General features: G+C 44.6%; 14 protein-coding genes. 11 read left to right on the top strand and 3 right to left on the bottom strand.

The features are described 5' to 3' along the window. Nucleotides 1-8: 8 nt before the first annotated feature. A complete protein-coding gene (locus AC2JC8_RS04755; RefSeq protein ID WP_484594283.1) occupies nucleotides 9-1,148 on the top strand; it encodes a glycine--tRNA ligase subunit beta in 1,140 nt (379 codons plus the stop codon). Here AC2JC8_RS04755 and chlP read toward each other — a convergent pair. Then, on the bottom strand, nucleotides 1,098-2,420 hold the full coding sequence (gene chlP, locus AC2JC8_RS04750) for a geranylgeranyl reductase (RefSeq protein WP_484594281.1): 1,323 nt from the start codon (nucleotides 2,418-2,420) through the stop codon (nucleotides 1,098-1,100). The two genes, AC2JC8_RS04755 and chlP, sit on opposite strands and share 51 nt — an antisense overlap. Before the next feature lie 117 nt (nucleotides 2,421-2,537). On the opposite strand from chlP, the gene AC2JC8_RS04745 reads away from it, so the two are divergent. From AC2JC8_RS04745 to ccsB, 7 genes are read left to right on the top strand one after another with little or no spacing between them, the layout of a single operon-like run. After that, nucleotides 2,538-3,266, top strand: coding sequence for a M15 family metallopeptidase (locus AC2JC8_RS04745; protein ID WP_484401151.1), 729 nt, complete (start codon nucleotides 2,538-2,540; stop codon nucleotides 3,264-3,266). Between the two features lie 60 nt (nucleotides 3,267-3,326). After that, nucleotides 3,327-5,135 (top strand): translational GTPase TypA, encoded by a 1,809-nt coding sequence (gene typA / locus AC2JC8_RS04740; RefSeq protein WP_484401149.1) that lies wholly within the window; start codon nucleotides 3,327-3,329, stop codon nucleotides 5,133-5,135. Between the two features lie 5 nt (nucleotides 5,136-5,140). Continuing rightward, entirely contained in the window at nucleotides 5,141-5,542 is a 402-nt protein-coding gene (locus AC2JC8_RS04735) for a DUF309 domain-containing protein (RefSeq protein WP_484401148.1), read from the top strand. Beyond that, nucleotides 5,532-5,924: an LptA/OstA family protein gene (locus tag AC2JC8_RS04730; protein WP_484401147.1), complete on the top strand. Its 393-nt coding sequence runs from the start codon at nucleotides 5,532-5,534 to the stop codon at nucleotides 5,922-5,924. The genes AC2JC8_RS04735 and AC2JC8_RS04730 overlap by 11 nt, the downstream gene beginning before the upstream one ends. Next, nucleotides 5,921-6,649, top strand: coding sequence for an LPS export ABC transporter ATP-binding protein (gene lptB / locus AC2JC8_RS04725; protein WP_484401145.1), 729 nt, complete (start codon nucleotides 5,921-5,923; stop codon nucleotides 6,647-6,649). Before AC2JC8_RS04730 ends, lptB begins: the two co-directional genes overlap by 4 nt. After that, nucleotides 6,646-7,815, top strand: a complete 1,170-nt coding sequence (locus AC2JC8_RS04720; RefSeq protein WP_484401144.1) for an LptF/LptG family permease — start codon at nucleotides 6,646-6,648, stop codon at nucleotides 7,813-7,815. The genes lptB and AC2JC8_RS04720 overlap by 4 nt, the downstream gene beginning before the upstream one ends. Nucleotides 7,816-7,868: 53 nt before the next feature. After that, nucleotides 7,869-8,795, top strand: a complete 927-nt coding sequence (ccsB, locus tag AC2JC8_RS04715) for a c-type cytochrome biogenesis protein CcsB (RefSeq protein ID WP_255130970.1) — start codon at nucleotides 7,869-7,871, stop codon at nucleotides 8,793-8,795. Between the two features lie 5 nt (nucleotides 8,796-8,800). On the opposite strand, the gene AC2JC8_RS04710 is transcribed toward ccsB, so the two are convergent. Together AC2JC8_RS04710 and rpe are read right to left on the bottom strand one after the other, a co-directional pair. Continuing rightward, a complete protein-coding gene (locus AC2JC8_RS04710; protein ID WP_484594280.1) occupies nucleotides 8,801-9,526 on the bottom strand; it encodes a hypothetical protein in 726 nt (241 codons plus the stop codon). Between the two features lie 4 nt (nucleotides 9,527-9,530). After that, a complete protein-coding gene (rpe, locus tag AC2JC8_RS04705; RefSeq protein ID WP_484401141.1) occupies nucleotides 9,531-10,205 on the bottom strand; it encodes a ribulose-phosphate 3-epimerase in 675 nt (224 codons plus the stop codon). An 88-nt stretch (nucleotides 10,206-10,293) separates the two neighbouring features. On the opposite strand from rpe, the gene glpX reads away from it, so the two are divergent. From glpX to AC2JC8_RS04690, 3 genes are all read left to right on the top strand, one after another. Beyond that, nucleotides 10,294-11,298, top strand: a complete 1,005-nt coding sequence (gene glpX, locus AC2JC8_RS04700) for a class II fructose-bisphosphatase (RefSeq protein WP_484401140.1) — start codon at nucleotides 10,294-10,296, stop codon at nucleotides 11,296-11,298. A gap of 82 nt (nucleotides 11,299-11,380) precedes the next feature. After that, the gene (locus AC2JC8_RS04695) at nucleotides 11,381-12,706 is read left to right on the top strand and encodes a glutamyl-tRNA reductase (protein ID WP_484594279.1); all 1,326 of its coding nucleotides are present in this window, start codon (nucleotides 11,381-11,383) and stop codon (nucleotides 12,704-12,706) included. Nucleotides 12,707-12,833: 127 nt separating this feature from the next. Beyond that, the gene (locus AC2JC8_RS04690; protein WP_484401137.1) at nucleotides 12,834-14,129 is read left to right on the top strand and encodes a glucose-1-phosphate adenylyltransferase; all 1,296 of its coding nucleotides are present in this window, start codon (nucleotides 12,834-12,836) and stop codon (nucleotides 14,127-14,129) included. Nucleotides 14,130-14,166 lie beyond the last annotated feature (37 nt).

Below are 14,166 nucleotides of genomic sequence, written 5' to 3'. Positions count from 1 at the left end.
ATCAAGCAATTACATGTGAGGAACGTCGTTCCCAGCTTTCACGGGTAAGCTTTGCGGCGGGTTTAGGCAATTTGCTTGATCGCACTAAAAGATTGGAATGGTGCGTATTTGAATTAATAAAAATGAATAGGGAAATCAGCAAAATTGAAGCTGAACAAATCAGCAGGGCAGCCCACTATTGCAAACACGATTTAGTAAGCCAGATGGTATCTGAGTTTCCTGAGCTGCAAGGAATAATGGGTGCTAAATATTTATTGGCAGAAGGAGAAAGCAGAGCAACTGCCTTAGCTGTTCATGAGCATTACCTGCCAAGAGGGGCGGGTGATGTTTTACCCAAATCAAAAGAAGGAAATTTATTAGCTATTGCAGAACGATTGGAATTACTTCTTAGTATTTATGCTAAGGGAGACCGTCCAAGTGGATCATCTGATCCCTACGCATTGAGACGAGCAGGCAATGCACTTCTGCTTTTGTTATGGGATATGAATTGGAGTTTGAATCTATGGGAACTACTACAAAATTCCTGCGAACATTGGTTTCATCTCTTACCCGATTTAACAATTAATTCAAATGAATTGGCAATTGAACTAGCTGAATTTTTACAGCAACGCTTTCTAAGCTTGCTACAGGAGCAAGGTTGCGATCCAGATATTGCACAAGCGGTAGCCGGCCTAACTAATGAATCAAAAAGAATCCTTAATAATGTTACAGATGGGCAAATGAGAGTGAAATTACTCGCGGAGCTACGGGGCAAGGGCTCACTACAAGCGGTACAAGTTGTTGTTCAAAGAGCTGCAAAGCTTGCTGAAAAAGCAGAACTAAACCCACTCACAATTAGACCTGATGAGGTTATTGATATAAATTTGTTTGAAAAAGTAAGTGAGCACGAAATGTATAAAGTGTTAAAGCAACTTGAAGATATTTGCAGTAAAGGCTCAAAAGCTTATGTGGAACTAGCAAATATTTTGGCGAACAGCTCAAACATATTGTCAAACTTTTTTGACGGTGATCAAAGTGTAATGGTAATGGTTGAAGATCATAACATAAGAAAAAATAGATTAAATATGCTTGGAATACTTAAAAATCAAGCCTACATTCTAGCTGACTTTAGTTGTCTTAATTCCACCTTTGATAGCCCCTGTAGTTAGCATTAAGTTTGCTTCCTCCGCTGTTCTTACGGCACTGGCTACGGGTACATAATGGCCGGGAGCAAGAGCATTTCCTCTGAAAACAGCACCGATAGTTAGTAAAGTAAGTTTTAATTGTTGCCAAGGATTCATTGTTACAACTCGCTTATAGAGATAGCTATCGAATGTAAGACGTTGTACATCTTTATCATCACACATTTCAACAAAAGCCTCTCGTGCTGCATCATTGCGGTAAAAAATATTCTGTAATAACTCAAGCACCTTATATGTAGCTCCATACTTCCGATCCCATTTCTTCAAATATACTTTGAGATCCTTCTCGGTAGGTACTTTGCTTCCAGCTGCAGATGATTCAACAATTTGTTCTGCGCACATTCTGCCACTTTTAGCAGCAAAATATATACCTTCACCTGAACTTTTGGTAACATAACCAGCGGCATCACCCACCAAGGCCATGCGACCAACCACTCGCCTGGGCCTGGGATGCTCCGGAATTGGATGAGCCTCTACCTTGATCACTTCACCATTTAGAAGCCTTTTTTTAGCCCGTTCACGAATGCCATGCTGGAGGCTCTTAATTAGGCTTTGGTTTTCCTGCATAGTGCCAGTTCCCACTGCCACGTGATCGTATTTAGGAAATACCCAAGCATAAAAATCAGGCGAAACGTCTGTACCTACATACATTTCGGCCAGATTTTCATAGTATTTCATTTCTTCAGGCGGTAATTTGATTCTTTCTTGAAAAGCAATGGCTACGTTGTAATTTCCTGCGTCCATAGCTTTAGCAACCCTACTATTAGCACCATCTGCGCCAATAATAATATCAACTTCAATGCTACAAGCTACACCTGTTGAATCGCCGGAGCTGTAGTCTGAATAATATAACTTATAAGGTCCTTGGCGCTTCAAACCTGTATCAATTTTAGTAACAAGTCCATTGATTAATTTTGCGCCATTTTCTGCAGCGCGTTCACGCAAAAAAGAATCCATCACTTCTCTGCGGCACATACCTATATATTCATCTTGATTTTCCAAATTGATATCAACCTCTCGATTTGATGGAGATATCATTTTCATATGACGAACTTTTCTATCAATGATCGTTTCGGGTAAGTTGAACTCCTCAACCATGCAAAGGGGGATGGCACCTCCACAGGGCTTGGCGTTATCTAACTTCCGCTCAAAAATCCAGGTTTCTAATCCTGCTTTTGCTAGCACCTCAGCAGCACAGGAACCGCTTGGACCACCTCCAACAACCGCAACACGCACCATTTAATAAATCCTAAGAAAGGAATTCACATTCCTAAAAGCTAACACTGTCCGAACTGGCACCGCTGGTTAAATTGGAGTTCAGCACTACGATCTTTGTGATTTCATAAGCAAGTCTGAATGCAACGCATTCGAGAAGACGTTCCAATCGCCAGGCGAGTGCCGCGAGGGGCGAAATCCCGTGATCTACCAATTGGACCTGTTGTCATAAGCGTGGCACTGGCACTTGGCACAGGGCTCGCAGCTTTATTTTTGCTCCAGGATCAAATCAGTCAGGGCTTTTTGGCTCCATCACCGGTGGCTGGAATTGATGTTAAACCAGACCAATTCGGCCGTCTGTTAGGTCATTTCCCTTACCCGGAAGCAACTGCGGATCAGCTCATTGAAATTGCTCCTGGAATGTTGTTGCAGGCAGATGCAGCAGCGGCCTATGAGCAGATGCGCCTTGCAGCAGAAGCCGATGGAGTTGATCTTCGCTTGATCAGTGCCTACCGCTCGATGAGCATTCAGAAGCAGATTTTCTTTGATGTGAAATCTGAGCGAAATCAAACTGCAGAAGCAAGGGCAAAAGTAAGCGCCCCGCCTGGCTATTCAGAGCACAGCACCGGCTATGCAATTGATATTGGCGATGGCAGCCGGCCTCAATCCAATCTGTCGGTGGATTTTGAAACCACCCCAGCTTTTTACTGGCTTCAAAACAATGCTCAGCGTTATCACTTTCAACTCTCCTTTCCCATGGGTAATCGTCAGGGGGTGAGCTACGAACCCTGGCATTGGCGCTTTGAAGGCTCCAGCGATGCCTTGAAACGCTTTCAACCGGCAAACAAACATGAGCAGCGGGGGGTATAGTCGCGAAAGCCAAGCCCTGTCGCAAGCTGCGCTTGGTAATCCGTTAGAAATTTTTCCGAGATGAGCGCCAGCACCATGCGCGCAGCGATTCGCAATATCGCGATTATCGCCCACGTTGACCACGGCAAAACTACCCTTGTAGATGCCCTTCTTCAGCAATCCGGAACTTTCCGAGACGGGGAAGTTGTGCCTACTTGCGTGCTTGATTCCAACGATTTGGAAAGGGAAAGGGGGATTACTATTCTTTCAAAGAATACAGCGGTTGATTACAACGAAACAAGAATCAATATTGTTGATACCCCTGGCCACGCTGATTTTGGTGGCGAAGTGGAAAGGGTCCTGGGAATGGTCGATGGCTGTTTATTGATTGTGGATGCCAATGAAGGGCCGATGCCACAAACAAGATTTGTGCTTAAGAAAGCTCTTGAAAAGGGTCTTCGGCCGATTGTTTTCGTAAATAAGATTGATAGACCAAGAGCTGATCCTGAAATCGCTGTTAGCAAAGTTCTTGATTTATTTATTGAACTGGGCGCAGACGACGATCAATGTGATTTCACATATTTATTTGGTAGTGGTCTGGGTGGTTATGCCAAGCCAGATATGGCTACAGAAAGTGAAAATATGAAACCACTTTTTGATGCAATTTTACGTCATGTACCACCACCGATTGGAGATCCTGAAAAGCCATTACAATTACAGGTAACAACGCTCGATTATTCTGATTTTCTTGGCCGAATCATAATTGGCAAAATACACAATGGAATCATTAAAAACGGTCAGACTGCGGCTTTGCTTAAAGATGATGGCTCTATTAAAAAAGCAAGAATTAGCAAGCTTCTTGGTTTTAAGGGCTTGCAAAGGATAGAAATACAAGAGGCATTTGCCGGCGATCTTGTTGCAGTTGCCGGCTTTGATGATGTTAATATCGGCGAAACAGTCGCCTGTCCTGATAATCCAGAAGCGCTTCCTCTAATTAAGGTTGATGAACCAACCCTTCAGATGACCTTCTGTGTAAACGACTCACCATTTGCCGGTAAGGAAGGTAAATTTGTTACCAGCCGTCAGCTGAGAGATCGCTTACAGAAAGAGCTTCTAACCAATGTTGCACTTAGGGTTGAAGAAACAGATTCTCCAGATCGCTTTTCCGTATGTGGGCGTGGAGAACTTCACCTTGGCATTCTAATTGAAACAATGCGGCGAGAAGGTTTTGAATTTCAAGTATCTCAACCCAAAGTTATATTTAAAACTATTGATGGACATACCTGCGAACCTTATGAAGCACTAGTGCTTGATGTTCCAGAGGAATCCGTTGGTAATTGCATTGAAAAATTAGGCGTCCGCAAAGGTGAAATGCAAAATATGGAAACCGGAATTGACAAAAGGACCCAACTTGAGTTTGTTGTGCCATCAAGGGGCTTGATCGGTTTCCGTGGTGATTTTATTCGGGCAACGCGAGGCGAGGGAATTATGAGTCACTCATTCCTTGAATATCGCAGAATGCAAGGTGATCTCGATGCTCGCCGCAACGGGGTATTAATTTCTTTTGAAGAAGGAACAGCAACTTTCTATGCATTAAAGAGTGCAGAAGATCGTGGTGTCTTTTTCATTACGCCCGGTACTAAAGTATATAAAGGCATGATTGTTGGTGAGAATAGCCGTCCGCAGGATTTAGAACTTAATATATGTAAAGCAAAGCAGCTAACAAATATTCGTTCTGCTGGCGCAGATGAGCTGGATGCTCTTCAGACTCCCATTCAGATGAATTTAGAGAGGGCACTTGAATACATAGGGCCAGATGAAATGTTAGAAGTTACACCTGAATCCATTCGCTTGCGCAAACTTCCCTCAAAGAAGGTTGTGAAGCGCTAACGCCTGTGGAAGCATTTAAGGACCAGCGCTTTTGCAGTGGAATTGAAAATTTTAATCATGGCCACTATTATATTGCCCATGATCTATTCGAAGACTTGTGGCACGATACTCAGGAACCAGAAAGACGTTGGATACATGGAATAGTCCAGATTTCAGTTGCGATGTATCATAAATTAAATGGCAATATAAACGGAGCTATTCTTTTACTTGCAGAAGGGATAAGTCGCCTAAATAGCTCTCTTTCTAGTCCGGCAGGTTTGAATGTTGAGTTATTGCTAAAAGTGTGCAAACGACAGCTTGAATTGTTGCAATGTTTCCAGCAAAAACATGAAAAATCACTACCACTAAATGAATATACTGCCTACATAGCTCTTTTCCCTCAGCCATTGCTCGTATTTGAAAGCTAAACATATTATGAATTTTAAATTTTTTATATTTGCATTAGTAGGCGGTGTAAGCATCGCATCTAATGCATTCTGTTCCCCTCTTATAACTGTTGAATCAGATCTTCAACAAGCGGACAACACAACAGGGGTTGTAACAGCTACAGGTAATGTTAAAATTCTTTATCCAGATAAAAAGCTTACTGCCACGGCTCGCCAAGCCCAATATTTCACGAAGGAGGGGAGAATTGTCTTGAATGGTGATGTTGATGTAATTCAAGAAGGTGGAAATAGGCTGAAGGCTCAAAAAGTTATTTATTTTGTTGCAAGTGATCGTTTAATCGCAGACCCACCAGCAGGGGAACAGGTAAAAAGCTGGATTCGCATAATGCGTCAGACACCATGACTTTGTTGTTGCAAAAGGTTTCTCTGAGTTTTTCTGGCAAACCTGTTGTAAGAGATGTTTCTCTAGCTTTAGCTCCCGGAGAGGTGGTGGGCTTGCTTGGCCCGAATGGTGCTGGTAAAACCACTACTTTTAATCTTGTTACTGGTATGTTGAAGCCAGACCTCGGTGATGTGCTTTTAGATAACAACTCGATTAAACAATTATCAATGCCTCAAAGGGCCCGAAAGGGTATTGGTTATTTAGCTCAAGAAGCAAGTATCTTCAGAAATTTAAGTGTGCGCGATAATCTCTTATTAGCGATGCAGCAAAGCGGTGTTTCTTCTAGTGCACAAAGAGGGCGCTTAGAAGAACTGGTAATTGATTTTCAATTAGAGCGTTTTTTAAATCGTAAGGGCTTTCAGCTCTCAGGTGGCGAGCGGCGGCGCACCGAGGTGGCTCGCGCCCTTGCTGTTGGGGTGTCGGGGCCGAGATTTTTATTATTGGATGAGCCGTTTGCAGGTGTAGACCCTCTAGCGGTTAATGACCTGCAGCAACTAATAATTTCGCTTCGAGATCGTGGAGTTGCAATGTTAATTACAGATCATAATGTGCGTGAAACCTTATCTATTACCGATCGAGCATACATACTTACCGATGGTTCAATTCTTGCCTCAGGCTCTGCCTTTGATCTTGCTAATAATCCATTAGTTCAAAAGCATTATCTTGGCGAGGGATTTGTGCTATGAGAAATTTATTTCAGTCGCTTGCTCGCCGTTGGCAAACGATACCATTAATGGATAGATGGCTTTTATCAGAATTAGTTGGTCCACTGTTATTTGGCATTGCAGCTTTTACTGCTGTAACACTTTCAGTTGGTGTGGTTTTTGAGTTGGTGCGCAAAGTAGCTGAATCAGGATTGTCGATCGCAGTTGCTACGCAAGTTTTATTTCTGAAATTGCCGGGATTTCTTGTTCTTTCATTTCCAATGGCTACCTTAATGGCCACTCTTTTGGCTTACAGCCGTTTATCAGGGGGTAGTGAACTTACAGCGCTGCGCAGCATCGGAGTTTCAACGTTGCGTTTTGTTTTACCAGCGATATTTTTAGCTGCTTTGATGAGTGGACTCACTTTTATGTTTAATGACCTTATTGTGCCACCGGCTAATAGAAGCGGTTACGTAACCTTACAGAAAGCACTAGGCAGAAGTATTGATTCTGAAAAGGGTGAAAATATTATTTATCCAAGATACGGAAAGGTTGTAGGTTCCTCAAGTGCTGGAGATAAAGAGCGATTAGTTCATCTTTTCTATGCAAGAGATTATTTTAACGGCGCGATGGTTGATGTTACTTTACTAGACTTTAGTAGGCCAAATAGCAGGCAGATGCTTACTGCAAAACTTGCTAGATACGATCAAAAATCTGGAAATTGGGAGTTCATAAATGGAAATGTTATTAATATTTCGGAAAATGGCGGCATGAATACAACAGCCGAATTTGATAGTTATTTTTATCCGCTCGGCCAAGGCCCTCTAGATCTTGCCGAGCTTCCGAGAGATGCAAACAATATGACCGTAGCCCAAGCAAGGGAGGGTTTAAGAATTCTCGAACAAGCTGGAGACCGTAAGGAAGCTAGAAAACTGCGCGTTCGCATTCAGGAAAAATTCTCTTTCCCTGCTATCTGCTTAGTTTTTGGCTTGATTGGTGCCAGCTTGGGTTCAAGGCCAAACGGTCGCACTAGCCGAAGTCAAGGATTTGGGATCAGCGTACTTTTAATTTTTCTCTACTACCTCTTGGCCTTTGTTTTCAGTTCCCTTGGCGTTAAGGGAACCCTCACGCCTTTGCTGTCCGCCTGGTCTCCAGTCCTTATCGGGCTTGTGGGAGGCACTTATCTGTTGCGAGAAGCGAGCCAATAAATGGTGATTCTCTCCTCCTCAACTAATTTTGTACTAAACCATAGGTATCTTCCATGACGCTTCCTTTGACGGATCCGGTTCTATTGCTTGGTCTTATGGCCTTTGGTTCGCTTTTATTGGCTTTACCAATAGCTTTTTGGAGTCTTAGCGGCAATCCAGGTGCCCTAACTGAAAAACTTGTACGGATTTTGGTTGTGGCTGCAAATTTGCTGCTCACAGCCCAATTGGTTTTGCGCTGGCTTGATTCGGGGCATTTCCCCATCAGTAACCTTTATGAATCACTTTGTTTTTTGGCCTGGGGTTGCACCCTTACCCAGCTTCTCGTAGAGCGCAGCTGGCCCTCACCATTAGTTCCAGCTGCCACCACTCCAATGGCACTGATTTGCGTTGCATTCGCAAGTTTTGCCTTGCCAGACACCTTGCAAAACGCGGCTCCGCTAGTGCCGGCATTGCGCTCTAGCTGGCTTGTGATGCATGTAAGCGTAATAATGATGAGTTACGCCGCCTTGTTAGTTGGTTCTCTGCTATCGGTTGCTGTTTTACTAACAGAGCGAGACCAATTACTAGAATTGCGCAGCAGTTCAATTGGAAGTGGTGGTTTTCAGAAGGCTCGCCTAGATGCAAGCGGAAGCGTTTCCTTAGAAACAACAACTTTTGGATTGGGAGAACGTTTAGATAACCTTAGCTATCGCACTATTACGGTTGGGTTTTTGTTGCTAACCGTCGGCTTAATTAGTGGTGCAGTATGGGCGAATGAGGCTTGGGGCAGTTGGTGGAGTTGGGATCCAAAAGAAACTTGGGCCTTAATTTGTTGGTTGGTTTATGCGGCCTATCTTCATACTCGCCTAACAAGGGGTTGGCAGGGTAGAAAACCTGCATGGGTTGCAATTGGAGGCCTGGTGGTAATTTGCGTTTGTTATATTGGAGTGAATTTACTGGGTATTGGTTTGCACAGTTATGGCTGGTTCTTTGATACTTGATTTAATTAATGTTCTAAGGATAGTTCTTGAAATTTCTCATTTAAGCCCAGCTTATTAATTAATGTATTCCGCTCCCACAAGCAAAGCTGCCTTTCAGGAAACCCTTCTATCCAATCGTCGATTACATGGATAGGTTTACCGATATTGAAAGGTGGCAGCTCTAGATTAAGCAAACGAAAAGAACCTGTAGTTATATCTTTGTTTTTAGTGCAGTTTTGATGATTAGAAGTTAAGATATAACGAATATCACTGTCTAGAAAATTTTGTATTGCTACTGCAATATCTTTATAGGAAAGATGGAATAAGCAGTCTCTGCATAGCCAGAGATCAGCTTGAGGCAACTTATCATTTGTTATATCCAAACTTAAAAAACTTTTATTTACATCTCCATAAAGCAACTGATTTTTTTCTATCAGTGCTTTAACTATGTCTGCCCCTATATATGAAATTTCTGTATTCCATTCAATAGCCCTAAACCAGTTGAAATCGCCGCACGGTGAATCGAGTATTACATGCACTCCTAATTCTTCTACAAGAGCTGGAATTTTTGATCTTATGTTTTCTGTATATACCAAGGTAGATCCTGGACCGGAAACGCTTTCGCTGTCTCCCCAGGTATTATTTTGATAGTAGTAATCAAAAATATGATTACCTGCTTTAAGCAAATCTAATTTTTGCCCAAAACTAATTCTTAACGATTCTAGGAAGGGAATTATCCAATTATTAAACATTTACTCAGTTGCTTGGCGCTTGGCTGTTGCGAATATTGGTAATAGCTTCTGCGTAATTATCAGTATTAAAAATGGCGGAGCCAGCAACCAGGGCATTTGCACCAGCTTCAATAACTTGCCAAGCATTATTTGCTTTGATGCCTCCATCAACTTCGATCCAAGGGTCAAGGCCTCTTTCATTGCACATCTGCCTAAGAGCGCGCACTTTATTTACTGCAGATGGTATGAAACTTTGACCACCAAAACCGGGATTCACACTCATTATTAGAACAAGATCACAGAGTTCTAGGCAGTATTCAAGGCTGCTCAAAGGAGTACCTGGGTTCAATACAGCGCCGGCTTTGCAGCCCAAATCACGAATTTGCCCAAGGTTTCTGTGCAGGTGAGGGCAGGCCTCTACCTGTACATAAATGTGATCTGCACCGGCTTTGGCAAAATCTGCTACAAATTTTTCTGGCTCAACAATCATTAAATGGACGTCTAGGGGCTTGCTGGTGACTGGCCGCAGTGCCTCAACCACCAGTGGGCCAATGGTGATGTTGGGCACAAAACGGCCGTCCATTACATCCACATGGATCCAGTCGGCTCCAGCCTGATCCACTGCCCTCACATCATCACCAAGCCTTGAAAAGTCTGCGGAAAGGATCGATGGGGCGATCACAAGGGATTTCTTAGGCATGAACACGCAGTCGATTACGGAATTGTACGGAGCTCCCAGGCCTGAAACGCTGATACAGTCGCTCACACAGTTCTTTGCCCCAGCCCCCTTGGACCGCACCCTCATCCAGGAAATTCTTGAAGTAGTAGAGCAAGCGGCCATCGCTTCCGCTGAACTCACTGGTATGGGCCTAAAAAATGAGGCGGACGCCGCTGCAGTTGAAGCCATGCGCAAACGCATGGGACTCATCAACATGCAAGGCCGAATCGTTATTGGTGAGGGAGAGCGGGATGAGGCCCCCATGCTCTACATCGGCGAAGAGGTTGGCACTGGCACAGGTCCGGGCGTTGATTTTGCCGTAGACCCATGTGAGGGGACGAACCTTTGCGCAAATAGTCAGAGGGGCTCTATGGCGGTTCTCGCCGCCTCAGATCGGGGCGGTTTGTTTAATGCTCCTGATTTCTACATGAAGAAGCTGGCTGCACCCCCTGCCGCCAAGGGCAAGGTTGATATTCGCAAATCAGCAACAGAAAACATCGCAATCCTCAGCGAGTGCCTTGGTCTTGCTCCTACAGAGCTCGTAATCGTTGTAATGGACCGTGCTCGTCACAAAGATCTAATTGCTGAAATTCGCACCACCGGTGCTCGGGTACAGCCAATTTCAGATGGAGATGTTCAAGCAGCCATCGCCTGTGGCTTTACAGGCACAGGCACCCATTGCTTAATGGGAATTGGCGCAGCTCCTGAGGGGGTTATCTCTGCGGCGGCTTTGCGAGCCCTTGGCGCCCATTTCCAAGGTCAATTGGTATACGACCCTGCAGTGGCTCAAACCTCTGAATGGGCTGACTACACCAAAGAGGGCAATATTGCCCGCCTCAACGAAATGGGTATTACCGATGTAGATAAGGTTTATGAAGCTGAAGAGTTGGCCTCTGGTGAAAATGTTGTTTTTGCAGGCAGCGGCATTACCGACGGTTTACTTTTCCATGGTGTGAAATTTGAAAAAGATTGCACCCGCACCAGCAGCCTGATCATCAGCACCCTCGACAACACAGCAAGGTTTACAAATACTGTGCACATTAAAGAGGGCGCAAAAAGCATCGCCCTGCACTGAGCTCCGCTACCACCTTGAACCGCTAGCAATTGGGGGTGGTGATTTTGGTTGCCACTCCCATTGAATCCCCTTTGTTTCAGCCATGCATCTTGCCGTCGTAGGCCTCAGCCACCGCACGGCTCCGGTTGAAATCCGAGAACGCTTGAGTATTCCTGAGCATTCCTTGGAGCAATCTTTGAAGGAATTGCGTGCTCACGACCAGGTGCTGGAAACCTCAATACTGAGCACCTGCAACCGTTTAGAGATCTATAGCCTGCTTAAAAACCCCGAGGAGGGTGTTGAGGCAATTCAAAATTTTCTTGCCAGCCACAGTGGCTTACCAGGCCAGGAATTACAGCCTCACTTATTTGCCTTACACCACGAGGAGGCAATTCAGCATCTGTTAAGAGTTAGTGCCGGCCTCGATAGCCTGGTAATTGGGGAGGGCCAAATCCTCAGCCAAGTTAAAAAAATGTATCGATTGGGGCAAGACCATCAATCGATTGGCCCCATTCTCAATCGCCTGCTTAATCAAGCGGTTAGCACCGGCAAGCGGGTTCGCACTGAAACAAATCTTGGTTCTGGAGCTGTATCGATCAGCTCAGCTGCTGTTGAATTGGCGCAATTAAAAGTTGGCCAAGAACAGGACAAAGATGAATTGGTATCACTAAATAATGAAATAATTACAGTTGTTGGAGCAGGCCGTATGGCCAGGTTGCTTATTCAACATCTGCAATCCAAGGGCGCAACAAAACTTGTTCTGTTGAATCGCACAGTCTCAAAAGCAGAAGCACTGGCAAGCGATTTCCCTGAACTACCTATTGAATGCTTGGGTTTAGATCAGTTAGATAAACAATTATGCGCCTGCTCACTATTATTTACAAGTACAGGGACCGAGGAGCCAATAATTGATAGCAAACGAATTGATAATTTGATAAGGAATCAAAGATTGATGTTGATCGATATCGGTGTGCCACGCAATATCAGTTCAGATACCAGCCTCAGCCGCAATGTTCAATGTTTTGACGTAGACGATTTGCAGGAGGTTGTTGATCGCAACCAAGCGGCTAGACGAGAACTAGCTATTCAGGCGGAACGGCTTCTCGATGAAGACCGACAAGTGTTTTTGGAATGGTGGGATGGCCTAGAGGCTGTTCCCACCATCAATCGCATGCGGCGCCATCTGGAGGAATTGCGACAGCAGGAATTGCTAAAAGCTTTAAGCCGCATGGGATCCGATCTCTCAGATCGGGAGCGCAAGGTGATCGAAGCGCTCACCAAGGGCATTATCAACAAGGTGCTCCACGGCCCCACAACGGCCCTGAGGGCTCCTCAGCCCCGCTCACAAAGACTTCATTCCATGGAGGCCCTCGAGAGGCTCTTTGGGCCCTTTGCTGGCCAGGGTGATGGCGATCAAGGCAGCGATTAGCAGGCGGGATTATTAGAAATCGGCCCACAAAAATCGAGCAGCATTAATCACAAAGCAAGCGTGATTTAACCAATTCCTTGCCGAATTGGGGGGGCTTCCACCAGAGTGGCTCGGCTGCAGGGGTTAGATGAAAAGAGTTTTGGGCATCATTCTTGGAGGCGGAGCCGGCACCAGGCTGTTCCCTCTCACCAAGATGCGGGCTAAGCCAGCTGTCCCCCTTGCTGGAAAGTATCGACTTATCGATATTCCGGTGAGCAATTGCATAAATAGCGGGATCACGCAAATTTATGTTCTTACCCAGTTCAATAGCGCTTCATTAAACCGGCATATTTCGCAGACCTACAATCTCTCTACAGGTTTCGGCCAGGGCTTTGTTGAGGTTTTAGCAGCCCAGCAAACGCCCGATAGCCCTAGCTGGTTTGAAGGCACGGCAGACGCCGTTCGCAAGTATGAATGGTTATTTAAGGATTCGGATGTAGACGAGATAGTAATTCTTTCCGGCGATCAACTTTACCGGATGGACTATAAATTATTTGTTGAAGAACACCGCCTTAGTGGGGCCGATCTCACAGTTGCAGCTCTTCCAGTTGATGCGCAGCAGGCTGAGGATTTTGGTCTAATGCATACAGATAGCGAAGGCTGGATAAGTAAGTTTAGAGAAAAGCCCAAAGGCGAAGCTCTTAAAGAGATGCGAGTGGATACTGCAAGCATGGGCTTGAGCGAATCTGAAGCCGCACGTAGACCATATCTCGCTTCGATGGGTATCTATGTATTTAAACGGGATGTATTGTTTAAATTGCTTGCTGAGAATCCTAAAGCAACAGATTTTGGTAAGGAGATCATTCCAACTGCTTTACAGGGTGGTTTAAAATTAAAGTCATATTTCTTTGATGATTATTGGGAAGATATCGGTACAATTCGTGCATTTTATGAGGCTAATTTAGCTCTCACGGCTCAACCTGATCCTGCTTTTTCCTTTTACGACAAACAATTTCCTATATACACACGCCACAGATATTTGCCCCCTTCTAAGTTGCAAGATGCTCAAGTAACCGAATCAATAATTGGTGAAGGTTCCCTGCTCAAAGCCTGCAGTATTCACCGTTGCGTTTTGGGAGTTAGATCGCGCATCGAAAATGAGGTTGTTCTTCAAGACACTCTAGTTATGGGTTCTGATTATTTTGAATCCGGCGAAGAACGAGAACTGTTGCTCGAAAATGGTGGAATTCCCATGGGAGTGGGAAGAGGCACAACCGTAAAAAGAGCAATTTTGGATAAAAATGTGCGCATTGGCGCCAACGTTACGATCGTAAATAAAGACAATTTGGAGGAAGCGGATAGGCCTGAACACGGTTTTTATATCCGCAACGGCATCGTGGTGGTTGTGAAAAATGCTTCCATTGCCGATGGAATGACGATCTAATTAGTTCAAACCAAAGCTTTGGGATCCGAACAGATCG

The organism is Synechococcus sp., from assembly GCF_982614295.1.
This window is presented reverse-complemented; position numbering and strand designations above follow the sequence as displayed.